This is a genomic window from Micromonospora sp. DH13 (assembly GCF_020873825.1).
GTDB lineage: Bacteria > Actinomycetota > Actinomycetes > Mycobacteriales > Micromonosporaceae > Micromonospora > Micromonospora haikouensis.
Window position 1 is genome coordinate 1 of record NZ_JAHWGR010000150.1, and the last position, 217, is coordinate 217.

1 protein-coding gene is annotated in these 217 nt (G+C 67.7%); it reads left to right on the forward strand.

The annotated features are described in order from the left end of the window. Positions 1-217, forward strand: a 217-nt coding sequence (locus LPA42_RS33655; RefSeq protein ID WP_228987166.1) for a HAMP domain-containing protein, incomplete at both ends; no start/stop codon positions are given.

Below are 217 nucleotides of genomic sequence, written 5' to 3' on the forward strand. Positions count from 1 at the left end.
GCGACCTGTCGCAGAAGATCACCGTGGACGTGCGCGGCGAGATCCTGGAGCTGAAGGTCACGATCAACACGATGGTGGACCAGTTGTCGTCGTTCGCCGACGAGGTGACCCGGGTGGCCCGGGAGGTGGGCACGGAGGGGCGGCTCGGCGGGCAGGCCCGGGTGTCCAACGTCGGCGGCACCTGGAAGGACCTCACCGACAACGTCAACGAGATGGC